This is a genomic window from Methylacidiphilum kamchatkense Kam1, assembly GCF_007475525.1.
GTDB lineage: Bacteria > Verrucomicrobiota > Verrucomicrobiia > Methylacidiphilales > Methylacidiphilaceae > Methylacidiphilum > Methylacidiphilum kamchatkense.
Window position 1 is genome coordinate 1,253,657 of record NZ_CP037899.1, and the last position, 26,075, is coordinate 1,279,731.

Below are 26,075 nucleotides of genomic sequence, written 5' to 3' on the forward strand. Positions count from 1 at the left end.
ATCTTCAATCTAAAGAAAAAATAAACTATATAAATGGAAAGATAAAAAACAAGCTTTAGTTTTTAAAAAAAGGAAACTTGAAGCCTTCTTTAGAAGCAGAAAACTTTTTGATTAGTTTTCGGACAGAATCAAATCGTCTTAAAAACTCATTGATCTCCGGGACAGTAGTCCCACTGCCTTTAGCTATTCTTAATTTTCTTTTGCCATTGATTATGTCAGGATTTTTTCTTTCTTCAGGCGTCATGGAAAGGACAATGGCTTCAATCCTTTTGAGTTTTTTGTCATCGATCTCAATCTGTCCCTTCCCTGGGAATCCAGGCAGATAAGACAAAAGTTGGTCCAATGGTCCTAGCTTTTTAAGCATTCGCATTTGGACAAGAAAGTCGTCTAATCCGAATTGCTTGGAACGTATTTTCTTTTCGATTTCAGCAAGCGACTCTTCTTTTATCTGGGCTTCCACTTTCTCAACAAAAGAAACAATATCTCCAAATCCAAAGAGCCGATCGACCAATCGTTCCGCCCGGAATGGCTCAAAAGCCTCAACCTTTTCTCCCGTCCCTAAAAACAAAACGGAGAGTCCTGTGACTTTCTTAACAGAAAAGGCAGCTCCTCCTCTGGCATCCCCATCAAATTTCGAAAGGATCAACCCCGAAACAGGAATTTTTTCAAGGAAAGCCTTGACGATGTCTACCCCCTTTTGGCCAGTTGCCGAATCAATCACAAGAAGGACTTCCTGAGGAAGAACCACAGAATAGGCAAGCTGTAATTCTTTTAGAAGCTCTTCGTCTAAATCTAGCCTCCCTGCTGTATCATAGATGACGACTGATAACCGATCTTGCTTTGTCTGCTCTAGGGCTCTCGAAAGGAAAGCTTCTATTTTTTCCTCTTTTTCTGGAGCATACACCGGAACATCAATCTGCGAAGCAAGCTTGGTTAGCTGCTCTCTAGCAGCTGGCCGCGTTAGATCCGCTGCCACAAGCCCTACCCTTTCCTTGTTCTTTTTGCACCATAAAGCAAGTTTAGCGGCTGTGGTCGTTTTTCCAGACCCGTTTAACCCACACAGTAAGATTCTTAAAGGCCGTTCAGTCGATAATCCCTGTTTTTCTGAAGCAAGATATTCAATGAGAGCATCATGAAAAATCTTGATGAATTGATCCCCAGGCCGAATGCTTTCCAAGACTTTTGTACCTAGAGCCTTTTGTTTGACTTCTTCACAAATATCCCTAACGACCTGATAATGAACATCAGCAGCTAAAAGAGCCAACCTAATTTCCCTTATGGCTCCAGAAATATTCTCTTCACTGAGTTTTCCATAGCCTCTTAGATTCTTAAAAAGCGACTGCAGTTTTTGCTGTAAAAGCTCTAACATAAATCATCTACCAATGGATTGTATCAAAATACGGTCGTTTTGTCGTCTTTGGCATAACGCAGATAAAAGGATCATCTAACGAATAATATTTCGAATTACCTATTTGAACATAATCCCAATCGATCACATAGGAAACATTTTCTTTAGCCAACTGTCTCATGAGCAGGCTGCGAACATAGGCTCTCGTATTTTTTGGAGGTTCTGCAAGATAGTTATTCTGTGGCCATGCGGGTAAAGCAAGATCCTCATAACTAGTATTGGGAAGAAGCCAGACAAAATTTTTTTTCCTATCGATCTGATGATATTCTAAATCCAAACTATCAAGCCAGGGATCATCCCAAGCTATCTTTTCTTGCCTACAAAAAGATTCGAGCAAAAAGCGCTTGGTGATCCAGTCTACTTTCCCAATCAGTTTTTCTTGATTCCCAGCTAATCCTTCCAGCACTTCTTTCCAAGCTTTTAAAACCCACAGCGCATCTTCATCTTTTTCATCCAGTTTTTCAGCCTGAAGATAATACTCAGAAAGCACGTCCACAGGCGTCCACTTCCTCCCATCAGCCAATTCAATCAAACAATCCGCCGTCGCTGCATGAGAAACAGCTTGCATTGTTTTTACGGGATCGGCAAAAGCAATCTTTGGCAGCATTCGGCATTCTAAAAGATCCAAAACGAGCGAGGTGGTTCCTACTTTTAAAGCTTGAGAAAAGGGAAGAATGTTGGAATCACCCAATAGCAGGTGAAGTCTACGAAATCTACAGGGATCGCTCAAGGGTTCGTCGCGGGCATTGATCAGCGCTCTGTTAAATTGAACCCATTCATAAATTTCGGTTTGTATGTAATCTGCCCGCTGCATGATTTGAAAAGGAACGGTTTTGCCATCCTTCTTATTGTATTTTTTTGCAGTCAACACACTGCCCACCCGACCGCTTCCCACCATCAGTCCTCTGATCGCAAGAAATGCCAACAGGGATTCCACGTTTTGCTGAGTCAAAGGGGCGTTACGCCGAAGGAGATAATTTTCATGGCAACCAAACGTCGCCCCCGTATAATGATCAATGTTATTCTTGATAAAAGAAACGCTCTCACTCAACCCCAATTCATCCAATGCCGTTTGCAACAATCGCTCTCCTGCATAATCAGAAGCCACAAGATCGGCAAGATTTTTGCATTCTGAAGTACAATACTCCACATGCCCCATATCAATATAGAGCCTGCCGCCATTGAACAAAAATCCTCCATTTCCTGCGGGCTCATCGTAATCCCTATCATGAATATCAATTAACCCAATTTTTTTTTCTAAAATAAGATAATCTTTCACCTGTTCTGGAACTGATAGTGGATCAGCCCCATGATTGAACAGACACCCATATTCGGTTTCGATGCCTACGATTCGCTTCATTGAAAAATCATCCTTTTTATTATCAGCTATAAAACTACCTCCTATGAGGGTGAGGAAAAGCCCAACAAAGCATCATTGCCAACCGTAAAACTCTGCCGGTCATAATAGTTCCTATCCAAAAGCACAATTTCATAGTCTGCAAGCGTCGTTACTTCCATCTTTTCTTCAACCAATCGTAATCCCTCTGTCAAAGTGCTTTTCAAAGATTCCGGCTCAGATGCCCATAATATTAGTTTTATAGTATAGAGAACCATTTCTTTAAGGCTCTTCCATTCCAACGGGCCAAGGCTTTCTCTTTCTGTCCGAAACTTTTCCATTATTTCCTTTTTGCCACTGATCAAGAGTCCCTTGCTCATATCCCTGCCAAAACTGGTCCAGTAGCTTCCGTCATAGTCAACAATCCATCCTTCGTCCTTTTCGAGCTTTTCTCCAAGTTCAACAAACAAGCACCTAAAAAGAAAAGGAGCAGAAAAAATCTGCTCAAATGCATTTTTAAGGCCTACCGCTAGACTGTAGGTCACAATCCGCCGAGCCGAAACATCTTCTCTAGATCTCGTAAAGCCTTCCAGATGAGCCAACTCAATGGCTGATTGCCTAATCTTTTCCATATCCGCCGGATGGCCTATACACCCCATAGCTAAGTGATCATAAATCTCATATATTTTAGGAGTGCCTGCTCGTTTCGTCGCAAGGATTATCCCTGGCTCACCGTTAACAACAGCTAGTGGCAGCGCAGCTTGCAGTTGATCTTCAATATACTCTCTTCTGTTCGCAATGGCTTCCAGCCATCTGTAAGGCTCCTCTATCACAACATTATCTCCTTTTATTTATATAAAGCTTTTATAGATTAAAAACAAAACCTTCTCTTGTCGATGTTCAAAAGAAAGCATAAAGATGAAAAGTTAATGATGGGGAAAAAGATAGTGGAAGCTCCGTGCTAAAAAGGCAAAAGAATAATGGGAACTGCTGAAGCTATCCGGCTTCAGCAAACAGTTGTGCTAGCCTTTCTTCAGCTACTTCGACCACGCCACTTTTTTTCAATAGTTTTACCTGTGGATAGATTCTATTCCTTCGATTGACTCCCCCAGTAGCCGTATCCGACTCGGCAGCAATGTCTAATAGCTGTAAGGCAAGCCTAATAGCTTCATCCTCATTCCTTTCTATACTTGGCTTTCCACTCCATCTGTTAATATACTGCAGAATGCTTCGAACAGCAGGAGAGCCAGACCCGGAGGCCGCAAAATCTACGGTCTGAAACTGAGCTCCCAAAGCATCGTAAAAATAAATAGTCGGCTCCTCCTTACCAAAGGGATCTGCCAAGGCAAGCAACGGCACCACAATCCCAATGCCTTGCAAGGATAAAGCCATGTTATCCTTCAGTAACTTGCTAACCATTCTTACCTTGGCAGCAACACTAAGAGGCTGAAGCTGGCTTCTTCGATAAAACTCAAAGGAATGCTGAAGGACTCTGGCAATCTCAAAAGCCGTTGCGGGCGTGCCCGCTATGGCTAAAATCGTGTTTCGGTCAATTGAAATCACTTTTTCAGCTCGTTCATGAATAACAAGATTGCCCGCCGTTGCCCTCCGATCCCCTGCTACAATCACTCCTTCTTTATAATAAAAGGCTAAAATTGTTGTTGATTCTACCCATACCCTTTCCGAAGTCGGTTTTGTGGGAAGCTCAGCGGCAGCAGGAAAAGGAAAGACTATGCCACTTTCCCTCAGTAACGACACAAAATCCCCTTTTAGTCTTTCCTCTCTGCCCGCTTCAACAGGCGAAGAAAACCTTAGATGTGGGTTTTGATTCACTCTCCAGTCCTCTGCCTGTAGCGGCGCGCTTGGTCAGGGTCGACTTTGCGCATACGCTTAAGAATTTCTTCTGTGTTCGGTTTTTCTACTTGTGGAGCCTGTGGTCCAGGGCCACTGCCTCCTCCTGGTCCTGGAGCCGGAATAACCTGTTTGTTTTTCTGTCCTTGCTCAGGCATGAGCATGATTACCTCCATGTTGTTTTTCATTGTTTGTACAATTTAATCAATTCCCCATGGGCTTCAAATTCAAGTTCTTTACGATGTCCCCCACGCTTTTCGCATTATCGATCACTTCGCAATAGACCTCCAGATCCACTCCTGGAAAAGCAGAGGCTAAATCCAGTCTATAGGTCTGCCCATTGAACCGAAAGGCAATATAATCCCATTGGACGTTAATAAGATCTTTTGAAAATCTCTGGATACATTTGCCTCGAACAAAGGCCCGAGACGAGGAAGGAGGCTGTTGTATAGCCTGACAAATGTCTTCATCAGTCGTTAATCGGATAATATCCCCTGCAGACTCCAAAGCGTAAAACAAGCCTCGGCTCCGATCAACCAGATGATACTCCAAATCAAGACTTTGAAGCCAAGGATCTTCCCAAGAAAGGTTCTGATCCTCCCGAAATGTCTGCAGTAGCCAGAACTTCGCCATCCAATCCAATCGGTCTTTCAACGCATAGGGATTGGTTGCCAAAGTTTGAAGGGTCTCTTTCCATGCCTTCCATACTTTTTCTTTTTCCGGATGATCTAAATCCACATACCGGGCAACCCAATCTGCGTAGTCACTCTGCAGTTCAATGGCCGTGGTCCTCCCTCCCTGCGCTAGTTCTATTTCCCAGCGGAACTTCGGATCACGCGAGATGCTACGGTGTGCATAGAGCGGATCAGCCAAAAAGAATCTTTTAGGGATACGCTCATACTGCAAGGCTTCTAAGACTAAGGCAGTAGTTCCTACCTTGAGCCAAGTTGAAAATTCTGAAAGATTCGCATCGCCAAGAATCACATGAAACCTTCGATACAGCTTCGGATTGGCATGCGGTTCATCCCGAGTATTGATGATCGGCCGACGATTCATTGTATCAATCCCGACAAGCTCCGTGAAAAAATCGGCTCGCTGTGAGATCTGATAGCCTCCTGGCATCCCATGATCTTCTCTTTCCCATCCAAGTTTTCCTGCTCCCGCATAGATCTGTCGGGTAATCAAAAAGGGAAGCATGCCTTCGACAAGCCTATCCCAAGGAATGAGACGGGGGATCAAATAGTTTTCATGGCACCCGTAACTGTGACCAGCAAAATCCGTATTGTTTTTGTACATGCAAACGGTATGGCGTCTTTTTTTACTGGATGCCTTGGCACATTCTTCCAATATCCTTTCTCCGGCTTTATCCTGAGCAATCAGTTCGATCAGCGTCGAACATTCCGCTGTGGAATATTCCGGGTGGGTATGATCGTTATAAAGTCTAGCCCCGTTGCGCAGGACAAAATCACTCTTTATTTCTTCAAAACTATAGGGTCTTTGTCGATCTTGAGAAAAAAAGTTGGCTTCATCCGCATCCTGCCGCAATTCCCTTGCCCGAAATCCTCTAGCATCTTGATGAGGATCTTCTTTGGTATAATCCCAAAGGTTTGGACTGCCAAGCTGAGAGGCAGAACGGACTAAATGAATCGACTCTTCGACAACATCAATATCGGCATTCTCTAAAACAGAAATCCCAAATTCAGTTTCTAACCCAAAATACACTGACCAGGGCACAAGCCTCTTTTTTTCCATAAAACTTCACTTCTTTTTTTTACTATACTACTCCAGAAACCATCTTTTTTCTAGGCATAATCGGCGATAGTTTTACAACATTCTGTGGATCATAATCCACGAGCTTCAACCAATCTTCCGTAATATCCGAAGGAGGGAATATATCATTTTCAATGTATTCTTCATCCAAGGCACAAAGCAGATCTTCCAGGCGTATCCCTCCCTGAAGAGGATCAACAATGGTTCTTTTTATGGCCATCCCCTTTGCTCTTTCTACAATGGAAGCAATAATAGCCCCACTATTCAGATCGCCCCTGTAGAGATATTCTTTTTTGCCGCTTCTTAAAGTCACTTCCAAAAACTGGTTGCGATCCGTTCGAGCGTATTGTTCTTCGACTACCTTTTCGATAAGAAAATCGATCACTTTCTTTGGATCTCCTCCAAACCTTTCCATAAGGCTTGTGTCATAAGGGAGATCTTCGGTAAGATAGATCCTAAAAATTTCCTTTGCTTCTTCTTTCCCTGGTCTGTTAACTTTGATCTTCCTGTCAATTCTTCCAGGCCTTAAGATTGCCGGATCGATGAGATCAGCCCTGTTAGAAGCAAGAATAATAACTGCCTGTCGCATCGACTCAATCCCATCCATTTCGGCACAAAACATCGGAACGAGGGTATTCAGTATACTATTAAATCTTCCCGCTCTTCGAGTCCCAAGGATTGATTCGGCTTCATCAATGAAAATAAAAGGAAGATAATCTTCCTTGGCTAGCTCTCTGGCCTGTTCAAAAATCTCTCTAACCTGCCTTTCCGATTCACCGACCCACATGTTGAGGATTTCAGGGCCTTTAATATGCATAAAATATTCTCGCTTCTCCTCCCCAGTCTTTTCTCGAAGCTTTTTTGTTAGATTATACGCCGTAGCTTTGCCAATAAGTGTCTTTCCGCATCCAGGCGGCCCGTACAACAAAAATCCTTTAGGCACATTGTGCTTGTACTTGGCAAAAATATCAGCATAGAGGAAAGGAAGCTCCACAGCATCCTTAATCGCTTCAATCGCCTGCTTCTGTCCACCGACTTTCTCCCATGGCAATTCTGGTACTCTCTCTAAGAGCTTCGATGAGGTCTTGGTCGATTTTACCACTTCGATTGCCACTCGATGAGAAGGGTCTAACCGAATTTCTAATCCTGGCTTCAACCGCTCCTTCATCAGTGGGGAAGAGCGAATGACGATGAACGTACCAAAACTGCCTTCATGACTGATCCTTAACCGATTGTCAGGTAAAACGTCTAAAATCTTTACAATCAGTCCTGAAGCATCAAAACCTAAGTCGCCTACAATAGCATAGGCTTCATTTAAAAGCACTCTTGTGCCAATAAGCAATGTTTCCCCTTTTAAACGCGGATCAATAAGACAATAGAATTCAGAACCTCCTTGAGCCACAAGCCCTACGTCACTTTTAGGAAGATCCAAAAGCGTCCCTACTCGATTGGCTGGAGAAGAAAGCTTTTCAACAGCTTCATTTAGCTTCTCAATTGCCTCTCTTGCCTTATCACAGGTCTCTTCTAGATCCCCCACCCGCTTTCTTAGATAAAAAAAGGCTTCCCTACTGAAAGCATCATTGACCAGAGACTGCCCAAGCAGATCAACTATTTGGAGGGTCGACAGCGAATCAAGTTTTTCGAATGTCATAGAGGTGTCCTTCATTCCAGTGTCTTTAACTTTTTTTGCCATGTTTCAAACAATACCAATGGTTTTGTTTTCATGCAAAAAAGTTATTTTTTTCTTCATTAAGCTCTTCCTATAATTTATCCTTTTTAAGCTCACTAAGCAATTTTCGCACCAACCCTAGTTTATCATTAGCTTGCAGTATAGATCTACCGACTACAATGTGTGTTGCTCCCAGGGCTGCAGCTTCTTTCGGATCTATGGTCCGTTTCTGATCATCTCCAGCCAGTTTTTCCCACCGAATCCCAGGCACTATGATATAATCAGGCTGTTTTTCCATTTTTCGAATAGTCACTAGCTCTCTGCCCGAACAGACTATGCCTTTGAGCCCAGCCTCCAGTGCCAATCTCGTCAATAACCGCACTTCTTCTTCAACCGACCGATCGATGCCAACTCTTTCTAGTGTTTTTTGCTCAGCACTCGTCAACACAGTTACTCCAATGACTTCTGTGGCACTTCCAGCAGCTGCCGCAACCGCTTCCCTGAGCATTTCTTCCCCGCCTAAAACATGAACCGTTGTAAACTTTACTTTGAGCTTGACAGCTTCAGAAACTGCTCTAAAAACAGTCTTAGGAATATCATGAAATTTTAGATCAAGAAAGACGTCGGCACCGCTATCAATAATTTTCTTGATAACATCTGCCCCTCCAGCCATAAAAAGCTGACTGCCTACTTTAAAAAAATCGATCAGCGGCCTTAACAAATGAACCAAATTCAAAGCCTCGGACACATCGGATAAATCCAAAGCAACAATTGGTTTTAATTCCATGGACACTTTATCTTATATTAATAGCTTTGCTCCGGCAAAAATCAATCTTGGACTACGTATTCTTGGAAAAAGAGAGGATGGCTACCATGAGATCCGAACCCTCATGGCTCCAATATCTATTGGAGACAATATCTATATCGAACGAACAGAGGATGGCATAGTATTGGAGACTAGCGGCCATTTCGATGTTCCTAAAGATGCGAACAATCTAGCCCTCAAAGCAGCCCTGCTTTTTTTATCTCATTATTCCATACAATCAGGCTTAAAAATAAAACTAACCAAAGTGATTCCTCCCGGTGCTGGACTTGGAGGCGGTAGCAGTGATGCGGCGACAGTCCTTTCCTCCCTAAAAGAACTCTTTGGAATAAAAGATTCTATTGATACTCTTTTCCAATTAGCTGCCCAGCTGGGCAGTGATGTGCCTTTCTTTCTATTAAAAAAACCAGCTCTTTGTACTGGCCGAGGAGAAAAGCTCCAACCAGCGACCATTCATTATCCGCGCAAAGGGATCCTTTTTTATCCAGGCTTTCCGGTACAAACTCCTTGGGCATATAAGAAATATAGAGAACTGCTGGACCAAGGCGCCGTGCATCCCCCAGACCCAGCAACGATTGATCAACCCCTCAATGACCTCGAACAAGTCGTCTTTTCAAAATATCTTTGGCTAGGAACGCTCAAAAGCTGGCTCATCAATAGATTCCATCCAGAACTTTGCCTGATGAGCGGCAGTGGTAGCTCTCTCTTTGCCCTTTTTAACCAAGAAGATCCTCAGTTTTTTGAGTCGCTCATCCAGGAAGCTAAAAACTATTTGGGCTCCTGTTGTTGGATCCGTTCTTTTGAAATCCTCGAGTCGATCTAGCTTCTTCTTAAGCAGAAAAAATTATGTTTTGATCTTTTCTATATTTCTTTTCACAATATTGCCATGATAGCTCATTATCCATACCTAATTGTTGGCGGGGGGATGACAGCGGATGCTGCAGTTCGTGCCATTCGTTCCATCGACGAGAATAAAGCGATCGGTATTATCTCTGAGGAGCCATATCCACCCTATCTCCGCCCTCCTCTTTCCAAGGGGTTGTGGAAAGGAAGGCCGGTCCAAAGGATATGGTGTCGAACCGAGTCAAAAAAAGCAGACCTTTTTCTTGGAGAAACAGCCCTTGCTCTTGATCTTTCCAATCGCAGGCTGTATACGGATAAAGAAAAGACTTATAGTTTTGAAAAGCTTCTTATAGCAACGGGGGGAAGGCCAAGAACGCTGCCTTTTAAGGATCAATCCATTATCTATTACCGTAATCTTGCTGATTATTACAAACTGAGGGAAATAACAGAAAGGGCAGAACATTTTGGGATCATTGGCGGTGGATTTATCGGAACTGAAATTGCTTCCTGTTTGTGCGAGCTTGGGAAAAAAGTCAGCATGATCTTTTTGGAAGAAGGCATAGGCCGCCGGATATTTCCCTTAGAACTTTCCCTTCGGCTCAACGCCTTTTTTGAACAAAAGGGAGTGCGCCTCTACCCTAATCAATCCGTTAAAGACTATAGGAAAGAGGGGGACAAAGAAATCATTGTCAGTTCCACAGGCCAAGAACTCGTCTTTGATTGTGTTGTCGCAGGCCTTGGGATTATCCCCAATGTCGAATTAGCCAAGGAGGCGGGCATCAAAGTAGAAAACGGGATTGTTGTTAACGAATATCTACAAACGAGCTGCGAAGGGGTGTATGCCGCCGGGGATGTGGCGAATTTTTATTGCCCACCCCTTGGGAAGCGACTGAGGGTAGAACATGAAGATAATGCAAGAAAAATGGGAGAATGTGCCGGCAAAGCCATGGCTGGAAACCCTCTTGTTTATGAGCATATTCCTTCCTTCTATTCTGATTTTTTCAATTTTTCTTACGAAAGTGTGGGCATAGCCGATGGGAACCTTCCTGTCATCTCTTTTTGGAACGCGGACAGTTCCAAGGGGGTGCTTTATTATCATGATTCCTCGAAACTCATGGGGGTGCTATTATGGAATATCCCAGGGAAGGTGCCCGAAGCAAGAGCCCTTTTAAGCGAAGGGGTGGCAGCTGATCCTCAGGTGCTTTCTCATAGGATTTCCCTCGATTAGTCGCTTTTTCTTACAGGCTTTTGTGTTGCTAAAATTGCTTCTGGATTTATTTTTTTCTGGATGGATGGCATTACGTTGCTTCCGAGGGAAGAGGTTTTGAAGCTAAAACTTGTGGTAAACGAGCTGTTTTTAAGCATTCAGGGAGAAAGTACTTTTGCTGGCTACCCTTGTGCTTTTATAAGACTAACCGGATGTAATTTGAGGTGCCGGTGGTGCGACACAACGTATGCTTTTTCAGAAGGCAAACTTCTGCCTATCGAGGCTATCATTAATCAGATTCAAAAATTTAACATTCCACTTGTAGAAGTGACCGGGGAGAACCACTCCTTCAAAAAAATACTCTGCATCTGCTCCGCTTGCTCTGCGATCTAGGCTATCAGGTGCTTTTGGAAACTAGCGGCTCTTTGTCCATCCGCCATGTAGACCCAAGGGTCCATCGGATCGTTGATTTGAAATGCCCATCAAGTGGAGAAAGCGAAAAGAACTTACTAGCCAATCTCGATTGGCTTGGCGAAAGAGACGAACTGAAGTTTGTCATTGGGAATAACGAAGATTACCAATGGGCAAAGACCAAACTAAACGAAGAAAAAGAACGACTCACTAAAGTCAGAGCAATCACTTTTTCTCCTGTCTTTGGCGAACTAGAGCCAAGGATCCTCTCCGAATGGATTTTAGCCGATAGACTAAATGTTAGACTGGGGCTTCAGATCCATAAATACATATGGCATCCGGAAGCACGCGGAGTGTAATAACTTCTTGATTAGCCCTCCCTCAAACTCTTCAGAATCCTGCCCCTGGCATTCCTCCCATATACGAGCCCGCCTGTCCATTTTGTTGCCATGAAGGAGGAGTATTCCAAGGCATGGAAGTAACATTTTCCTGGTTCTGCTTCTTCTTCTTTTTGGATTTAGAAGAATCCTGGCTGGCTTGTGGGGTAGTGGAATTTGAAGTGGATGCACAGCCTCCCACAACGCTCATCATCACACAAAGGGACAAGACCCAAAGTAAATTCAACATTTTCGCTTTCATAGCAAACCAGTTTTGTCTTTTTTAATAAAGAAATCAAAAATATTTTTTCTTTTTTTCTAATTTAAAACATCATCTCCGGGCTGAATGTTTCCTTTTAGTGAATCCATCACAATATCAGCAACAGCTGTGGAAGGTTCTGTCGAGACAATCTTTATCTTTCCAAGAAATTGTTTGTTGCGGAAGACTTCAAGCTCTCCATTTTCAACTAATCCATCTTTTTCTCCAATATTCAATACGACGAAATTCCAGTTCCGGTTGACAGAAACCACCTTCCCACGAATACCAGTTCTCATGGAGACAGCTCGAGCAACCGCAGGAGAGGCTTGCTTGAACTTGTTTAATTCATTGGTCAGCCGAGCTATGCTATCTTCCAAAGCAAGTTTTTCCTTGACTAAGTTTTCTATTTTTTCTGAGGCTTCCTGATTGGCTTTCTTTTCTTCTTCAAGCTTAGCTGTCAACGCATCCAATTCGGATTTATGCTGATTGGCTAACGAAGAACTGCTCTCCGATTTCTGTTGGAGATCGGCTAGTTGACTTTGGGTTTCTTTAAGATCGTTATCAAGCTTTTGAGCCCTTTCTCTTTCCTGGGCCAGTTCAGCCTTTACCTCCTCTAAATGTTTCGAAGTCCTCTCTAGCAAGACTTTCGATTCTTCTAGCTGTTCGCTCGTTTTTTTCAACTCTTCGGAGGTGCGTGCATACTCAGCCTTGAACTGATTTTTTTGTTTGACAATAAGAAGTCCAAAAACTGCCGATACAACAACGCCTACAAAAACGACAACGGATAAAAATCTACCGATAAACATGGAAAAATGACTGCCAAAGTTTAATTACAAAAAGATATGTTCTCTTTTTCGCATGTTTTCTCCTCTTCTAGAATGTGCACGGATTTTATGCCATGAATTCTTAAGAGTGTCAATAATGCAATTTTTAAAAGTTCTATCTGGTAGGAAAAAAAATATTAATTTTTTAAAATAAAAAATATATCACTTTCTTTTTTTAACTGGCTCAGTCACAAAAGGTTCATCCAAAATACTTCCTTGGAGCGATGGAGGCAGTGGTATCGACACAACCACCGGGTTGCTTTCTCCTTGTCTAGCCACAAGAAAACGGATCGAATTTTTAGCTCCAGTAAGCCCAAATTTCTCTTTCCTATAGATAGACAAAAAATCAGAAAGACCGCCATTAATCCCTATATCGTTGATCGCCAAGATCTGATCCCCAGATTTCATTCCGTATTCGTAGCCTTTCCCCCCCACTTCTAGCGCTACCACAAAGACCTTCGAATCGATCTGGGCAAGAATCATGCCTTCTGGAAAGCTAATCGGTTCATCCTTAAAAGACTTTTTGTCTTTTTCTTGAAAGATAATTCTTAAATCATCCGCATCAAGAAAATCAAAAGCCTGGCAAAACGCTAGTCCCGTCTTCCATACTGTCTGATGGATCATTTTCATTTCTTTTTCTTCCGGACTATCCGTATGGAATGCTCCTTCTGATTCTAAGGCCGGGGTGGACCGAGAAGCGGCTGCAGCTAATCCTCCTTTTTCTCCACCTTCTCCTTCAGCTGTTTGAGGGTTACCGGAGAGAAGATCCATCTGCGGCTTTACGTAAATCACTCGTAGCAGAGCATCTGAAGGAATGATCGTATACGCATTGATCACGAAGGGGTATTTTGGATGCACCCCTTCTTCATCTTCTATAAAAAGCTGGCAGTCCTTTAGCTCAGGCGTAAATTTTAGTGGAGCGGAAACTAAAGAAAAAGGAAAGACTAAAAAGAGAAGAAAAAAGAAGCAGTAGGAAATTCTCTTTTGGCTTAGAAGAAAGCCTCTAAAAAAAAAGCTCATCGTTCTTCTTCCTGTTACTTAACCTTTGCTTTCAGGAGAAAATCTTGCGGGCTATCTTTCCTTAACCATTCCTCAATGACGATTGTTTTAAGCCTGTTTTTTTCTCCTTTTTCAATACGCAACAATCCTTTGGGGACTTCCAACCGGTCAGAAAGAAAAGTAAGAAGCAGTTCATTGGCTTTTCCCTCCACGGGTGGAGCTGAAAGCTTGATTTTAATCAATTCTCCATGCTTGCCAACGACCTCAGTTTTTTTTGCGTTGGCTACCACCTTGATCATCAGTCGTGCCGAGACCATAAAAAGATGCCGCTGTCTCTTCTCTTTTCTTATCCTTGTGCAAGCCAAGGGCTTGCTGAATTCTGTTCGGCTTTCCGAAAAGCCTCTTTTACTTTTTGGAGTACAGACGCCTCCAGGGGACCTTCTTGTAAGGTTTCGATATTCTTAAAGAGATGCTCTAGCTTTGTCGTGCCAACGATAACCGAATGCACTTCGGGAAAAGAAAGTACAAAACGCAAGAAAAACTTGGGCCAATCCTTTTTTTCTACGCCAAAATCTTCCGGTTTTAGCCGCATTTGCTCAAACCTTTTCCTGTATTCAGCCCCATACTCCCTTGCATAGGAAGGACTCAATTCCGTAGGATCTTTCCAGGGGCAATTGGCCAAGGGTCTTTTTGCTAAAACACCCACATTTTTAGCTTTGGCTTCCGGTAAAACTTTTTCGAGATTCTTCTGATCGGTCACATTCAAACTCATCTCTAATACATCAATTTCAGGAAGACTCAAAGCATAGATGGCCTCCTCATTGTCTCCAGAATAACCAATAAACCGTATTTTCCCCTTTTCTTTGGCTACGAGTAAAGCTTCTAGAGCTTCGCCTTTCGCTAAAATTTCTTTTGAGCAAGTATGCAGAAGCATAATGTCAATATGATCGGTTCGCAGTTTTTTGAGAGATTGATCCACTGAAGCCGCAATCTTTTCTTTAGACCAAGGGGGTAAAAACTCTTTGCCTTCCACCTCGCCATAGCCGCACTTCGTGACAAGGATAAAATCTCTTCTTCGATGAGCAACCGTTTTGCCAATCAGCTCTTCAGACTGTTCATAGCCCCGAGCCGTATCGATGAGATTGATACCATGATCTAAAGCAAAGAGCAGCAACTCAGAAACGGCTGCCGTTTGCATATGCTCAAAGCCAATTTCAGCGGTTCCAAGTCCTAGCCTTGAAACTTTGTAACCTGTTTTGCCAAGAACTGTATATTCCATAGACGTTTCTTTTTGAACTCCACCCGTTTATAGATACACTTTGCACAAAAAGCTTTTAAAAATCGATTACTTTCTATTTTATTGATTGTTTGCGCATTTGTCCAAAATGAACCAAGCATAAATTTGCATGCAAGTAATACTATCTAAAGACTTTGATTTTGAAGCCGCTCAGGCTTTACCTTCTTTTCCCGAAGGCCATAAATGTCGTAAGATCCATGGCCATAGCTTTAAGCTCACTGTGGCCGTACGAGGAGAAGTCGACCCTACCCGAGGCATACTTTATGATCATGCCAAAATTTCCGAGGCTGTTATTCCTTTGATCGAACAGCTCGATCACAGTTATTTGAATGATATTGAAGGACTCCAAAATCCAACTATAGAAAATATGGCTGGGTGGTTTTGGAAAAAGCTTCAGGATAAACTGCCTGGACTGTATGAAATCACCGTTCAGGAAACAGCCAGAACACGGTGCATATACAGAGGAGAATAGATTGTAGAAGAACTTTTCAGCAGAGAGGAACTAACCATTATGTCTTTAACTCAAGAATCAGAACTTCTGAGACTGCGGAAGGAAAAACTGAACTACTGGAAATCCCAAGCCATCGATCCATTCGGAGGGCCCTATCCCGATACCCAACCGATTGAAACAATTATTACTAGTTTCGTCGAGAACCTGTCCGTTCGGATCGCAGGCCGCATTCTCTCCATCAGGGATATGGGGAAAAGCTTTTTTGCTCATATACAGGATCAAAGCGCAAAAATGCAGATTTATGCTAATCCGCAATCGGTTGGCCAAGAAGCATTCCAGCAGCTAAAACATTTGGACCTCGGAGATATCATTGGAGTAGCAGGAGAGTGTTTTCTTACAAAAACAAAAGAAAAGACCGTCAGAGTGAAAAGCTGGCAGCTGCTTGCAAAGTCGCTACGCCCTCTTCCTTCTAAGTGGCATGGGCTGCATGATGTTGAAGCCAGATACCGACAAAGATATCTGGATTTAATAATGAATCCTGAAGTCAAAAAAGTGTTCTTTAATCGTAGCCAGATCATTAAAGAAATCCGTCATTTCCTTCACCAAAAAGGCTTTATAGAAGTCGAAACCCCGATGATGCAAACAGTAGCCGGAGGGGCAGCAGCCAATCCATTCAAAACTTTTCACGAAGCCCTTGGAATTCCTCTTTATTTAAGAATCGCCCCTGAGCTTTATCTGAAAAGACTGCTGGTCGGAGGATTCGAAAAAGTATTCGAACTAAACCGGAATTTTCGGAACGAGGGCATTTCTAGAAAACATAATCCGGAGTTTACGATGCTAGAGGCTTATTGTGCGTATGGAGACTACCGCTCGATGGCACAACTGCTCGAAGAGCTAATTGTTCACGTGGCTCAACGCGTCTTTGGTACCTTGCAGTTTCCTGCCTCCAAGCACTTAGGGGAAAATAAAATCGTTGATCTGACCCCTCCGTGGCCACAAAAACCGTTCAGAGAGGTGCTTAGCGAAGCCATTGGCAAAGACTGGTTTACTTTGGATGAGGCAGAAAAAAGAAAGGTCGCTGAGGAGTTTGAGATCGAAGTCAAAGAAGAATATACTGAAAGTGATATTGCTAAACATCTTTTTGAAAAGCTAGTCGAAGCTCGAACAATCGGTCCACTTTTTGTTACAGAACTGCCTGCAGATCTAGTGCCACTAGCCAGACAAAATAAGGTGAAGCCAGAGTTCGTTGATGTTTTTGAGCTGATCGTCAACGGTCAGGAACTGGCGCCGGGTTATAGCGAACTAAACGATCCGATTGTGCAAAGAGAACGGCTTGAAAAACAGGTAGGAGAAGAAAAACAAAAAATTGATGAAGAATTTCTTCTAGCCTTAGAGTACGGTATGCCTCCGGCGGGAGGAATCGGAATGGGGATCGATCGATTGACCATGCTCTTCACCGGCCAAGAATCAATCCGGGATGTCATTCTTTTCCCACTCCTTCGACCAAAAGAGGAAAAATAAGAATCAGGTTGCTTCTCCTTAGTGATTCTATTTTGCTTGCATTTTTCTCTAATGAATAAATTGTATTGAATATATAGAAAGGGGGGTTTAGCTCAGTTGGTAGAGCGTCTCGTTCGCAATGAGAAGGTCAGGGGTTCGAATCCCCTAACCTCCAGAATCTAACGCCTTACAGCCCGATCCAGACGAAATAAGGAGAAACTCAAAATCATGGCTAAACTCGTAGCCCAAAGCAAAATACCCATTTTGCTTTCCACAAGATAATAATTCCAAGGTTTTATTGCTACCGTAATGGGAAAATCAAAAGTAAGCTGATTGTTTGGCTTATCCTTTAGAATCACTTCCAACCTGTACCTGCCTTTCTCTAAATAAACAGGCAAGGAAATGGTACCATTCGGATACGACCGAAATGCCAATGACTTCAGCAGCTTGTCATTGTCCGAAAAGAGCTTCACAGCCACAGAAGCCGCTCTTGCCTTATCACTGATTAAGTCAACAACAATAGTGGCTTGACCCGGATCAGGCATATTATCACAAAAGGTTTGGCCCTGATAAATGGATTGTTGCGTATAAAGATCCATATGCACCGAATACCCTTCTTTTTCCATTACAGGACACTTAAAACGTCCTGCATTTTTATTGCACACATGCCCACAGTCAGCAAAAGAAGGAGAAGATAACCCAAAGATCCATCCGAAAATCCATATGAATAAAGGACAAAAGAATAGTCTCATGTTGTCATAAGAAGTATTTAATGTAATGACATTTTTAATCCTCTACCATCCACTCGTAAAGAAAAAAATTGGTTTTATAAAAATATTTTTTTAACCTGTTGATAATTAAAGGGATTAAAAATTTTCTTAGGAAAAGATATTTTTCTTTTAAAAACAAAAATAGTAAATCCTATTTTTAATCCATGCGTTTAATCTTACGATTAAAACCTGAAGACAAAAAAGCTACTCTTCCTATTCATTACAATGAATTTATTCAAGCCTTTATTTATAACTTCCTGGACTATGAGCTTTCGAATCAGCTCCATGAAGAAGGTTTTGTTGAGGGCAAAAGAGGATCAAAGCAACTTTTAGCGAACTTAACAGGGCTTCTAGATTTTATTCGTAGTCGTTTGAGATATTTGTTAGAGGACTAGGTGGATCAGCCTGTGATCCTACTAATAAAAGATTTAGGTGTTCTCAAGATAAAAAAATCTTTCCTGAGGAGAATAGACATTACGGTGTGTGGTATGTGAGTTTTTGATGCTAGACAAGAAAGTTTGGCTTTTTAGAAATGGATGGGAATAATAGTAGTATAGAGAAAAGATTCCATCAAAAAGATTGAAACACTGTTTTTTTAGTTTATTCCACTACAGAATATTGAGCAAGAGAAATGGATACTTCTTGAATTCACACTTCGACTTATTCCAATAAGCATGACATCTTGTCTAAGATTCATCATAAAGACTATGAAATCATTGAAATCTCTAAACAAAATATGGATTCAGACAAAGATAAACATAGTTCACATATTCACATATTTTGGATTAGCGCAATAATCTGTTGGTCAAAGGCTTCAGCCTTAGAAATCAAGTTTGTTAGTTGATGATATTGACAAAGATGAGACAGGCGATGAAAAAAGACATCAACGGTTTTATCAAGGTTCTGCCGAATAAGAAGTTTACTAGGCAAATCGATGGCAAGAGTAGAAGACTGGAGCATTAATTCTGTTCCTGCTAAAGGATTTCCAAAGACAATCACAGCAGTCGGTGGCAGCTCTAAACCCACCTCTTTTGCAGCTTGACTATGATCATACGTAGCAAAAAGCCGAAAACCTTCTGTCATTAATGCGCTTTTCAACCGCAAAATTGTGTCTAAAAATTTATACGGTGAAGAATATCGTACTATTCCTTCAGGCAAGGGTCCAGGCATACCTTCTCCATCTATTTATGAGAATTTATTAGAATTTCGAAAATTATTGGTAGCCATGTATAATGCACTCTTAATCTAATTTTATGCAGATTGTCAAATCTGAAGCCATCACAGAATAACTATCCAATCCTTGCTTTTTCTTTTGTTTCTTATAATTCTGCTATATTCAGTTCGAATCGGTATAAAGCTTCATACTCAATAACCACCAAAGATATTTTCAATTTGTTCTCTTTCTATCAACTTCTGTAAAGATGGGAATAGAATAATGCTAAAGGCTTCATCATATACTGAACCAGAACATTTCGACTTTTCCAGAATCTACTATTACTACTATTTAACTTTCTGAACGGCTAAAGCCGCATCCAGATTTTCCAACTTAATCTCATCGGCTAACGCCACAACCCCACATCAATGGTCTTAAAATATTGATTGGATAACAGGAGCAGAAGCTTCGGCTTAAGGCTATTTAATCCGGAATTGATTTTGGTAATAAGTTTCCAAAGGGCCTAAACCCGATAGATCTCATGCTTTATAGGTCTAACAATTGGCAAACCTATTCCACTCTCGAAATAGCAGGGATACGCATCGAGGTATTGTCCAAAGCACTTAAGTTTTTCTCTGGCTCTTGATTAAGGACTTATCGAGATATCTATTCAAGAAGACTGATAGTGCCATTTCTTTTCCAGTCATTTAGTGAAGTCCTAATTTTTAATTATTCTCTCTTTAGCACTACCCTAAACAGAGGATTGAAGATGGAAAAAGAAAAAGCTCTCTGTTTATTTTCATATTCCTAAAGGTGTTCTTTGAGAGCCTCCGTATCCTTAAAAAGTTAGAATCCTAACTCCTTGATCTATTCGCTCATTGATCTCCACAGCGCCTTTTACAACTCTTGCAGGGAGCATTTGTTCGACAGGAACTCCAAAGGCTTCTAAAGAAACTGCACAGGCAGCAATATCGACTCCAATCTGACGAAGCTGACTAAAGGCTTCTGAAAATATTGGCGAAGATTTCTGATTGGCACGAAGTAGCTCAACCCCAGGACCTAAGAGAAGTAATTCAACTTTTGTATCCTTTTGTTGGGCTAAAACTTGTGTCATATGGAGTAAAGAATTTATTCGCGGGAAAGCCTCTTTTCCCATTGTAATTACAATAAGAATAGATTTCATTCATGATTCACCATGTTTTTGGACAATAATTCTATTCAACGATTGCCCATATTGTTTTACAAGATTTTTTGTCTTTAAATTAATCAACTCGCTCATTTCTACAAAATAAAGAAAATTTTGTTTTTCTTTATTCTTCTGCTCTCAGAAAGATTATTCGATTGATTTTTTTTCCGATTTTGGCACTTATGACTGTATCTTAATCTTAAAGATGAACTCGATGAACAGATTGGAACCAGTACTTATTTAAAAGGAATTTACAATAAGGGTTTCTAGCCTTCATTCCAAACTAGATTGAAATAGTCTAGAATCCAGGTTCTTCCAAGTACGCTGAGCCTTTAGAACCGATGAGCCACCAACTGATAGGCAACAATCCTGAATCTGCAGACAACGCTTATGCAGGCTTTCTCCAATTCATTTAGAGATTAAAACTTGAAGAAAATCAACAGCTTTGGAAGAACACATTTTTCTATCATGGATGAAATGCGGTGCCTTATGTAATTAGCTCCAGCCACATCGCACCAATGACTACGTGGGAAACAGTCGCTGGGTTCCTTTTGGGAGGTAAGAGACTATGGCATGAAAATATATTTTAACTCTGGATAAGAAAAAGATGTGGATAGAACTTGATAGATTCAACAATCCAGTAGTTATGACTTTTCTCAAAGAAACTTGTTAAAAAGGGAAAAGAAGCGAAGAATAAACCTTTTTTTGATTTCTTTATTTCAGTAAACTCTTTAAGAGTTTATTAATAGTTGAAAGGATAAAATATCGCCTCGGTGCAAAAACATGTATTTTTTCTTATTATCGTATTTATTTCTTTAAGCAACCTAACTTCAGATTTCTTTGGTGCTACAGTTGATGTTTCTCGTGATTCCCCTGCTCTTGCTTTATCTTACCAGCGGCTAAGCCGACCACAATTCCGGCAGGGTAAAAAATTGATCCATTTATTAAAGATTAAAGCCGGAGAGAAAGTATTAGATATTGGATGTGGTTCGGGCGAATTAACCGCATATACAGCTCAGTTTGTTAAGCCAAAAGGGTGGGTGCTTGGGATAGACCCCTCACCGTACCGAATTGACCTAGCAAACCAAAAAAAGGATAAAAATCTTTCCTTTAGGATTGGAGGTTCTGATGATTTATCCAGTCTTCCCTCCAATTTTTATGATGTCGTTTATCTCAATTATGTTTTCCACTGGATATTGGATAAAAAGCGGGCATTAGAAGAAATTTTTCGGATTCTTAAGCCTGGGGGTAGATTAGGCTTATGCACTGGAGATAAGGAACAACATTCTAAAAATTTCAAAATTCTTAGTGAATCAATTCAAGCAGTGCTTGGTCCGACAGCATCCAAAGACCTTGTTGTGCCTTATCATATAAGTAAGGAAGAACTCCAATCTTTAGTCATCAAAAGTGGCTTTATTATCGACTCATTAATGGTAGAGGAGAAAACCAATTATGTAAAATCTCCAAAAGAAGTTATCGAATTTTTGGAAGCAAGCGATTTTGGTAATTTTTTAGCAGGAATTACCGAAGAGAAAAGACAGCGAATTTTGTCTTTGTTTAAACAGAAACTGTCAGAAACAATGACTTCTCAGGGAATACCAATGAAATATAGAACCCTCATTCTAATTGGACATAAACCTAAGACAGTTGTCTCAAAAGCTTTTTTAAAAATAGATCTAAAGAGCTAATATCTTGTGTAAAAGTCCAACCCATATGATTGAAAAGACATCACTTCCTCATGAAATAGATCCATTTTTTTCTATTTAGCGGTGCAATCAAATGTTCTCCATAAATAGGCACTAAATCCGAAGATTTTTTTTAGGTTTTAAAATCCCTTCTTCTTCCACCTCCTTTAATGATAATCCGATAATCCCTCTTGACTCTTGATCCACTTGCTTTCGAATGGAAGAAAATTAGTCCCTTTAAAATCAATTAAAAGTCTACTCTTCTTTAGATGTTTATTAAAAAAATGGTTTCAATAAGGAATGGGATTTTTTAAAAATTAGTTTTCACATTCTAATAAGAAAAAGTATGGGAACACAATCACCAGCTAGATCATTTTCAGTGAATAATGATCTTGCTTGCCACATGTAAAATAACTTCTCTCCGTTTGTCTTTGCTTTCTGATGCATATTCGATTTTTCTTTTAATGATTTCTAGAAGCAATAGTTTTTCATCTTATTGGAATCAACTAAAAATGCGATGTTGATGATTCTGTGGAATGGTTCTATCTTTCTTTTCCTAAATTGCCTTTCTAAGAGTTCATTCTATAAAACATAATAAAAAAATAGATAAAAAATGCATGTATTCTTCTGGCTAGAAGACAATGTCCTTATTTTCAAGCACCTTCATAATATATGAGACCGTTGTAGCCATTTTATAATGTGCATTTAGCAGGTTGTTATTTTTAATTAGACACAAACATCATCTTGCTCATAGTGCAATGGATTTTTTTATAATTGCACATTATGCAATCAATAGAAGTTGATTTTATAATCCATAGTTCTACAAAATACTTATATGAACTAATTAGATTCAGTGTATTAATAAAAAACTATTAAAAGGAGAATAAGCATGGATATATATAGAATATATGTAGTAAACAATGGAGCGGATGCACAGAATTTTTGGTGCTTTCTTGCTCCTCCACAGGAACTTGTCAATGATCAACGCGTATTTGCTAATTCCAATGTGAGATTGAGGATTAGAAATAATGCAAATGGTCATAATTATTTTGAAATCCCGGTTCAATACGTTATAGGAGCAGGAGCGAGTAATAATGCGGTTGGTCTCGGAGTCAAGATTGTATCAAATATTGTGGAAGACGCTAACATTGGGGAAATTTGGGAAGCAAATTATTCAACTGTACCTCCTAATGAAGGACCGACGTTGACAAAATTGCCAAAAGTATCTCCAACCAATACGATTTCCATTGTGTCTAACAGATTTGATAAAGTCAAGAATCAAGACAATGATTGGTTTTGCAACCAATCTTTTGGGGTAAAGACAACCTCAGGGTTTATGGGCATGACTTGGTCTCCTGAACCTCAAGAAACAAGAATATTGACCCCAAAATTGCGGTTCTACATAAGCATCGGTGAATATGGAAGCAATGTACTTGCCAATTGGGAACAGGTAGCCAATCAGGCTGCAGTTGTCCATGTTCCTACTTCATTCGCATTTGAAAAGTGCACCGTGATTTATACCTCAACGGGGGATTGGAAAGTGGTAAAAGGAGAGCCAGAACCAATAGCGTGATTTATAATGATTATTGGGATGAGATTCATATCAACACATAAATCATTATAATGATTGTGGAGATTGATTATTCTTAACTGGAAGAGAAGGCAAATCGCAAAAATAAAAATTTGCCTTCTCTTTCCATGTAATTAACAGGAGCAGACTGATTTTATAACAAAAATTAAAGACGATGGATAAATAATATGATGATATTATTATAACTTTTTAAATATCAAATACTTGTGTATAATCAAAATGTTTTCATAATGCATGAAAACATACAAGAATCATGATCCAAATAGGGGAAAGAGAATCAAAGAAGCATTAAGTGCTCGATTATGTAATAAACAGCTCGCTTTAGCTAAAGAACTAGGAATACACGAATGCACCATATGTCGATGGCAACAGGGAAAAAGTATTTCTTTAAAACATGCTGCACTGTTATGCGAAAAATTAGATATTTCTATGGATTGGTTAATACTTGGCAGAGGAGAAATGAATTTTCACCACAATGGCAAGAACGGTTATAGCTTCCAGAAGATTGACTTAAAGGAGGTAGAGGAGTTTCGCAAATTACCAGAAGACATCTATCAAGCTTTGATGAGCCTGTTAAAAGAAATATCAAAAAGACTATAAGTGCCGTTAGAACTTATTGCTGTAGTCCAAATCCAATCATGATTGTTTTATGAGGAGAAAAAACAAGCTACTAGTAAAGGATGGTTTCAGAAAGAAAGCTAAAATAGGATTTTGATCCTATTTTCCTATTCTATAGAATCTCTACGATTGGATGCATTGAAGGCTATATGGATCATCAGATTGGGAAAAAACTATTTTTACTATTAAAAGAGTAAGGGAATCGATTCGATCAGAAAAGACCCTGAAAAGGGATCTTTTTTTTCCTTGATAACATGATGATCGAGGTGACTTCTTTTTTGATGTACCTTTTCCATAAACTTCATCAAAACACACTCCTAGTACACTCTTTGAGTAGGCAATTGAAATTTGGCAGATTATTACTTAGTCCTACCCTACAGGACATGCAAAAGGAATTATTGAGTGGACATTCACTTAATCTTCAAATTATAGCTAAGACTGTATCACTTCAATCTAGCAGCTTCATCAAACGTTTTGTTTTCAAAAAAAATTTAGAACTTATAAAGAAGAAACCTGTCATATGCCAATCTGGCTGACCAAAGACTTAAGAAAAACCCTTGGAGAAGAAGTCAAACAGTGCGACTCCTTAAGTCTTCTTTTGGATAAATTTCCTTTTTTGGATTTTAAAATTAAGGAATATCGGCTTTTTTCTTTAGCTCGAGTCGTTTAGTGGAAATTCCTCCATAAAAGTACAAAGCCTGATTCAATCACTAGAAAAGGAAAAAAAAAAAACATCTATTGAACCAGAACCATAAGGAAAAATAGCGAAAAAATAGCGGATATAGAGAATAAATTATAAATACTCAAGTCCTTTCCTGAAAGCCCAATTAATTGTCACTATCAAAAACTATTCTCCTGGTTCCAAAGTTTTTTTTCTAATGCTGACAATAATTTTCTAAATAACAATGTTCTTTTCGGTCAACTAAGATCTCGATTAATGGTTAATATGGCCTGGGGAGTTTTAGAAAATGCCGGGTTATGCTTGGACCGATTCGGAATCCCTTATATCCCTAGTAGCGCAGTCAATGGGGGTGCGCAAAAAGAATGGCAATACAGAATCTTCTTAACAGCAAAGATAAGGAGAAGAAAAAAGAGCTGCTTCTTCAGATTGAAAAATCTTTGGATGGTCTAGTGAAGATTGGAAGGAAGAAAATTCGGATTTAGCTTTTGGTAGTAATAGCCAATGGATTGATATAAGAGAGGAAGCTGCTCATATCTTATTAATCAAATTAATCATCCTAAAAAAAGAACGACTGTAGGAAAACTTAAATAATTTTAAAGGTGTTGTTTCTTTTCTACCCGCTTATCCTTTCGATCTATCTTTGCTCAAAGTGGACAAAGCAGAAATCAAAATTAATATCGAATTGGATGTGATTTGCTGTCACCATGAGAATTACTATAAAGGGCAAATAGATAATGCTACCGATGACGAAGCTCCAAACCCAGTGTTTTTCCCAGCTATTGCTCCAGGACTGTATTTTGCTTTCGTTCTTCTTCCAATTGAACATAGAAGAGTAATTGAAGAGGGAGCAGATCTTTTATCGACGGCAAAATTATGGCTTGCAGAAAGATTGCAATGCTTTGACATTGGAGCAAAAACAGCCGCCGATTACGGAAAATTTGATTGCAACGAGAATGATCGGATCAAACAGTCAATACTACAAGTCAATAAAAGAAAAAGCATAAAGCCTGATCCTAAATGGCTTGACAAACTTTCTAAGCTGAAAGAAGACGAACATAGAGGAAAAATCAAACCATTTTCATATGAAGAGGAAGGGGTTTTAAATGATGAAAAACTAAAAGATGAGATTTGTCAAATATCTCTTTTTAAGTATCTTATAGAAATTAATCCCGATTTATATCAAAAAGAAAAAACAACAAAAATTCTAAAGTGATCAAGGGATTGAAATATCTGGCAACAAAATTCAATCAACCATGAATAAAGAAAAGCACGAAATCACATTTATTACTCGTTGTTTTTGTGCAGGAGCCAATCAGAGTCAACCAGAATTGAGATCTTCTTCTATTCGAGGAAAACTTAGATGGT

Annotated in this window: 24 protein-coding genes, 1 tRNA gene and 2 pseudogenes; 11 read left to right on the plus strand and 16 right to left on the minus strand. The window is 40.2% G+C overall.

All coding sequences use genetic code 11. From position 1 onward, the window contains the following. Nucleotides 1–55 precede the first annotated feature (55 nt). The 8 genes from ffh to pyrF all read right to left on the minus strand — a co-directional run bounded on the left by ffh (nucleotide 56) and on the right by pyrF (nucleotide 8,821). Nucleotides 56–1,369, minus strand: a complete 1,314-nt coding sequence (gene ffh / locus kam1_RS05920) for a signal recognition particle protein (protein ID WP_039722264.1) — start codon at nucleotides 1,367–1,369, stop codon at nucleotides 56–58. A gap of 7 nt (nucleotides 1,370–1,376) precedes the next feature. Further along, a complete protein-coding gene (locus kam1_RS05925; protein ID WP_143958310.1) occupies nucleotides 1,377–2,768 on the minus strand; it encodes a proteasome accessory factor PafA2 family protein in 1,392 nt (463 codons plus the stop codon). Nucleotides 2,769–2,809: 41 nt separating this feature from the next. Continuing rightward, on the minus strand, nucleotides 2,810–3,577 hold the full coding sequence (locus tag kam1_RS05930) for a proteasome subunit alpha (protein ID WP_039722263.1): 768 nt from the start codon (nucleotides 3,575–3,577) through the stop codon (nucleotides 2,810–2,812). Nucleotides 3,578–3,740: 163 nt separating this feature from the next. Further along, complete coding sequence (locus kam1_RS05935) at nucleotides 3,741–4,577, minus strand: proteasome subunit alpha (RefSeq protein ID WP_039722262.1); 837 nt, start codon at nucleotides 4,575–4,577, stop codon at nucleotides 3,741–3,743. Continuing rightward, entirely contained in the window at nucleotides 4,574–4,783 is a 210-nt protein-coding gene (locus tag kam1_RS05940) for a ubiquitin-like protein UBact (RefSeq protein WP_235277785.1), read from the minus strand. Before kam1_RS05940 ends, kam1_RS05935 begins: the two co-directional genes overlap by 4 nt. Before the next feature lie 16 nt (nucleotides 4,784–4,799). Beyond that, nucleotides 4,800–6,347 (minus strand): proteasome accessory factor PafA2 family protein, encoded by a 1,548-nt coding sequence (locus kam1_RS05945; protein WP_039720754.1) that lies wholly within the window; start codon nucleotides 6,345–6,347, stop codon nucleotides 4,800–4,802. Nucleotides 6,348–6,369: 22 nt separating this feature from the next. Continuing rightward, nucleotides 6,370–8,016, minus strand: a complete 1,647-nt coding sequence (locus kam1_RS05950; protein ID WP_235276745.1) for an AAA family ATPase — start codon at nucleotides 8,014–8,016, stop codon at nucleotides 6,370–6,372. A 109-nt stretch (nucleotides 8,017–8,125) separates the two neighbouring features. Next, nucleotides 8,126–8,821: an orotidine-5'-phosphate decarboxylase gene (pyrF, locus tag kam1_RS05955; protein WP_039720752.1), complete on the minus strand. Its 696-nt coding sequence runs from the start codon at nucleotides 8,819–8,821 to the stop codon at nucleotides 8,126–8,128. Between pyrF and ispE the strand changes: the two genes are divergently transcribed. The 3 genes and pseudogenes from ispE to kam1_RS11255 all read left to right on the plus strand — a co-directional run bounded on the left by ispE (nucleotide 8,820) and on the right by kam1_RS11255 (nucleotide 11,677). After that, nucleotides 8,820–9,680 carry a 4-(cytidine 5'-diphospho)-2-C-methyl-D-erythritol kinase gene (ispE, locus tag kam1_RS05960; RefSeq protein WP_143958311.1) on the plus strand — a complete coding sequence of 287 codons (861 nt, stop codon included), beginning with the start codon at nucleotides 8,820–8,822 and terminating at the stop codon, nucleotides 9,678–9,680. The two genes, pyrF and ispE, sit on opposite strands and share 2 nt — an antisense overlap. A gap of 63 nt (nucleotides 9,681–9,743) precedes the next feature. Then, nucleotides 9,744–10,928, plus strand: a complete 1,185-nt coding sequence (locus kam1_RS05965) for an NAD(P)/FAD-dependent oxidoreductase (protein WP_052250402.1) — start codon at nucleotides 9,744–9,746, stop codon at nucleotides 10,926–10,928. A 60-nt stretch (nucleotides 10,929–10,988) separates the two neighbouring features. Beyond that, nucleotides 10,989–11,677: pseudogene (locus tag kam1_RS11255) on the plus strand (radical SAM protein). A 31-nt stretch (nucleotides 11,678–11,708) separates the two neighbouring features. Here the strand turns inward: kam1_RS11255 and kam1_RS05975 are convergent. From kam1_RS05975 to kam1_RS05995, 5 genes are all read right to left on the minus strand, one after another. Beyond that, a complete protein-coding gene (locus tag kam1_RS05975) occupies nucleotides 11,709–11,957 on the minus strand; it encodes a hypothetical protein (protein WP_039720749.1) in 249 nt (82 codons plus the stop codon). A 56-nt stretch (nucleotides 11,958–12,013) separates the two neighbouring features. Then, nucleotides 12,014–12,760 (minus strand): hypothetical protein, encoded by a 747-nt coding sequence (locus tag kam1_RS05980; protein WP_039720748.1) that lies wholly within the window; start codon nucleotides 12,758–12,760, stop codon nucleotides 12,014–12,016. Nucleotides 12,761–12,940: 180 nt separating this feature from the next. After that, nucleotides 12,941–13,798 carry a PDZ domain-containing protein gene (locus kam1_RS05985; RefSeq protein ID WP_039720747.1) on the minus strand — a complete coding sequence of 286 codons (858 nt, stop codon included), beginning with the start codon at nucleotides 13,796–13,798 and terminating at the stop codon, nucleotides 12,941–12,943. A 14-nt stretch (nucleotides 13,799–13,812) separates the two neighbouring features. Then, on the minus strand, nucleotides 13,813–14,094 hold the full coding sequence (locus tag kam1_RS05990) for a DUF167 domain-containing protein (protein ID WP_039720746.1): 282 nt from the start codon (nucleotides 14,092–14,094) through the stop codon (nucleotides 13,813–13,815). Nucleotides 14,095–14,123: 29 nt separating this feature from the next. Beyond that, nucleotides 14,124–15,056 (minus strand): aldo/keto reductase, encoded by a 933-nt coding sequence (locus tag kam1_RS05995; RefSeq protein WP_039720745.1) that lies wholly within the window; start codon nucleotides 15,054–15,056, stop codon nucleotides 14,124–14,126. 127 nt (nucleotides 15,057–15,183) lie between these two features. Between kam1_RS05995 and queD the strand changes: the two genes are divergently transcribed. The 3 genes from queD (at nucleotide 15,184) to kam1_RS06010 (ending at nucleotide 17,200) form a co-directional block, all read left to right on the plus strand. Next, nucleotides 15,184–15,546, plus strand: coding sequence for a 6-carboxytetrahydropterin synthase QueD (gene queD, locus kam1_RS06000; RefSeq protein ID WP_039720744.1), 363 nt, complete (start codon nucleotides 15,184–15,186; stop codon nucleotides 15,544–15,546). Nucleotides 15,547–15,585: 39 nt separating this feature from the next. Next, entirely contained in the window at nucleotides 15,586–17,046 is a 1,461-nt protein-coding gene (gene lysS, locus kam1_RS06005; RefSeq protein WP_039720743.1) for a lysine--tRNA ligase, read from the plus strand. Between the two features lie 81 nt (nucleotides 17,047–17,127). After that, nucleotides 17,128–17,200 (plus strand) — tRNA-Ala (locus tag kam1_RS06010). 4 nt (nucleotides 17,201–17,204) lie between these two features. Here the strand turns inward: kam1_RS06010 and kam1_RS06015 are convergent. The 3 genes from kam1_RS06015 to kam1_RS06030 form a co-directional block, all read right to left on the minus strand. Continuing rightward, a complete protein-coding gene (locus kam1_RS06015) occupies nucleotides 17,205–17,777 on the minus strand; it encodes a hypothetical protein (protein WP_039720742.1) in 573 nt (190 codons plus the stop codon). A gap of 789 nt (nucleotides 17,778–18,566) precedes the next feature. Then, entirely contained in the window at nucleotides 18,567–18,878 is a 312-nt protein-coding gene (locus kam1_RS06025) for a DUF302 domain-containing protein (protein ID WP_052250401.1), read from the minus strand. A 908-nt stretch (nucleotides 18,879–19,786) separates the two neighbouring features. After that, entirely contained in the window at nucleotides 19,787–20,131 is a 345-nt protein-coding gene (locus kam1_RS06030; RefSeq protein WP_039720740.1) for a DsrE family protein, read from the minus strand. Between the two features lie 776 nt (nucleotides 20,132–20,907). On the opposite strand from kam1_RS06030, the gene kam1_RS06035 reads away from it, so the two are divergent. The 5 genes and pseudogenes from kam1_RS06035 to cmr6 form a co-directional block, all read left to right on the plus strand. Next, nucleotides 20,908–21,822 (plus strand): class I SAM-dependent methyltransferase, encoded by a 915-nt coding sequence (locus tag kam1_RS06035; protein WP_039720739.1) that lies wholly within the window; start codon nucleotides 20,908–20,910, stop codon nucleotides 21,820–21,822. Between the two features lie 886 nt (nucleotides 21,823–22,708). Next, nucleotides 22,709–23,392: a hypothetical protein gene (locus tag kam1_RS06040; RefSeq protein ID WP_039720738.1), complete on the plus strand. Its 684-nt coding sequence runs from the start codon at nucleotides 22,709–22,711 to the stop codon at nucleotides 23,390–23,392. 252 nt (nucleotides 23,393–23,644) lie between these two features. Further along, on the plus strand, nucleotides 23,645–24,010 hold the full coding sequence (locus kam1_RS06045; RefSeq protein WP_052250400.1) for a helix-turn-helix domain-containing protein: 366 nt from the start codon (nucleotides 23,645–23,647) through the stop codon (nucleotides 24,008–24,010). 538 nt (nucleotides 24,011–24,548) lie between these two features. After that, nucleotides 24,549–24,698 carry a hypothetical protein gene (locus kam1_RS10140; protein WP_161792021.1) on the plus strand — a complete coding sequence of 50 codons (150 nt, stop codon included), beginning with the start codon at nucleotides 24,549–24,551 and terminating at the stop codon, nucleotides 24,696–24,698. A gap of 613 nt (nucleotides 24,699–25,311) precedes the next feature. Continuing rightward, nucleotides 25,312–25,923, plus strand: a pseudogene (gene cmr6, locus kam1_RS06050) (type III-B CRISPR module RAMP protein Cmr6); the annotation flags it as partial. Nucleotides 25,924–26,075 lie beyond the last annotated feature (152 nt).

Excerpts from the sequence above, each read along its gene's own strand:
- ffh (WP_039722264.1), bottom strand. The coding sequence starts at position 1,369 with ATGTTAGAGCTTTTACAGCAAAAACTGCAGTCGCTTTTTAAGAATCTA.
- kam1_RS05925 (WP_143958310.1), bottom strand. The coding sequence starts at position 2,768 with ATGAAGCGAATCGTAGGCATCGAAACCGAATATGGGTGTCTGTTCAAT.
- kam1_RS05940 (WP_235277785.1), bottom strand. The coding sequence starts at position 4,783 with ATGAAAAACAACATGGAGGTAATCATGCTCATGCCTGAGCAAGGACAG.
- kam1_RS05945 (WP_039720754.1), bottom strand. The coding sequence starts at position 6,347 with ATGGAAAAAAAGAGGCTTGTGCCCTGGTCAGTGTATTTTGGGTTAGAA.
- kam1_RS05950 (WP_235276745.1), bottom strand. The coding sequence starts at position 8,016 with ATGACATTCGAAAAACTTGATTCGCTGTCGACCCTCCAAATAGTTGAT.
- ispE (WP_143958311.1), top strand. The coding sequence starts at position 8,820 with ATGGACACTTTATCTTATATTAATAGCTTTGCTCCGGCAAAAATCAAT.
- pyrF (WP_039720752.1), bottom strand. The coding sequence starts at position 8,821 with ATGGAATTAAAACCAATTGTTGCTTTGGATTTATCCGATGTGTCCGAG.
- kam1_RS05965 (WP_052250402.1), top strand. The coding sequence starts at position 9,744 with ATGATAGCTCATTATCCATACCTAATTGTTGGCGGGGGGATGACAGCG.
- kam1_RS05975 (WP_039720749.1), bottom strand. The coding sequence starts at position 11,957 with ATGAAAGCGAAAATGTTGAATTTACTTTGGGTCTTGTCCCTTTGTGTG.
- kam1_RS05980 (WP_039720748.1), bottom strand. The coding sequence starts at position 12,760 with ATGTTTATCGGTAGATTTTTATCCGTTGTCGTTTTTGTAGGCGTTGTT.
- kam1_RS05985 (WP_039720747.1), bottom strand. The coding sequence starts at position 13,798 with ATGAGCTTTTTTTTTAGAGGCTTTCTTCTAAGCCAAAAGAGAATTTCC.
- kam1_RS05990 (WP_039720746.1), bottom strand. The coding sequence starts at position 14,094 with ATGGTCTCGGCACGACTGATGATCAAGGTGGTAGCCAACGCAAAAAAA.
- kam1_RS05995 (WP_039720745.1), bottom strand. The coding sequence starts at position 15,056 with ATGGAATATACAGTTCTTGGCAAAACAGGTTACAAAGTTTCAAGGCTA.
- queD (WP_039720744.1), top strand. The coding sequence starts at position 15,184 with ATGCAAGTAATACTATCTAAAGACTTTGATTTTGAAGCCGCTCAGGCT.
- lysS (WP_039720743.1), top strand. The coding sequence starts at position 15,586 with ATGTCTTTAACTCAAGAATCAGAACTTCTGAGACTGCGGAAGGAAAAA.
- kam1_RS06015 (WP_039720742.1), bottom strand. The coding sequence starts at position 17,777 with ATGAGACTATTCTTTTGTCCTTTATTCATATGGATTTTCGGATGGATC.
- kam1_RS06025 (WP_052250401.1), bottom strand. The coding sequence starts at position 18,878 with ATGACAGAAGGTTTTCGGCTTTTTGCTACGTATGATCATAGTCAAGCT.
- kam1_RS06030 (WP_039720740.1), bottom strand. The coding sequence starts at position 20,131 with ATGAAATCTATTCTTATTGTAATTACAATGGGAAAAGAGGCTTTCCCG.
- kam1_RS06040 (WP_039720738.1), top strand. The coding sequence starts at position 22,709 with ATGGATATATATAGAATATATGTAGTAAACAATGGAGCGGATGCACAG.
- kam1_RS06045 (WP_052250400.1), top strand. The coding sequence starts at position 23,645 with ATGAAAACATACAAGAATCATGATCCAAATAGGGGAAAGAGAATCAAA.
- kam1_RS10140 (WP_161792021.1), top strand. The coding sequence starts at position 24,549 with ATGCCAATCTGGCTGACCAAAGACTTAAGAAAAACCCTTGGAGAAGAA.